At 59.1% G+C, this 509-nt stretch carries 1 pseudogene; it reads right to left on the reverse strand.

The window, feature by feature from the left end:
- A pseudogene (locus tag WDC87_RS21965) lies at nucleotides 1-509 on the reverse strand (hypothetical protein); the annotation flags it as partial.

Raw genomic sequence — 509 nt, forward strand, 5'->3', positions numbered from 1 at the left:
GACCGACCGACCACTCATCCGTGAACTTGAACCCACCGTACAGCTTGATGCTGTGGCGATGGTCATTGAACAGATATCCGTCCGAGCCATACATGATTTCGGCAAAATCGAAGTCGGATGTGGTGCCAGTGTCATCCTGGCCGTTGGTGCTCTTGACCAGACCTTCGTAATTGCCTTCCAGCTTGGACCACGTGTACGAGAAGCTGGCGTACCAGCGCTCGGTCTGCTTGTCTGCACTGAGGGTTACGGCCTTGTACACGCGCTTGGCCTTCGGGCCCAGGCTTGCCCCCGGCACTGTGATGTCGTCAACCTTGCCATCACCGTCCACGTCCAAGGTGACCTGCAGGTCGCTGCCCGGGTTGTAGATCCAGCAGCCCGGCAGGCCTTCCGGCACGGTCCAAGGATCGGCCCAGTTGGAAAGGTCATAGCCGGCGGCTACCGCAGCGTTGTAGAGCGAACGCGAATCGCAGGTATCGTCGATAACCTTGTTGGCACGGCGATAGGTCGCT

This window comes from Stenotrophomonas maltophilia group sp. Smal12 (assembly GCF_037079935.1).
GTDB classification, from domain to species: Bacteria; Pseudomonadota; Gammaproteobacteria; order Xanthomonadales; family Xanthomonadaceae; genus Stenotrophomonas; species Stenotrophomonas sepilia.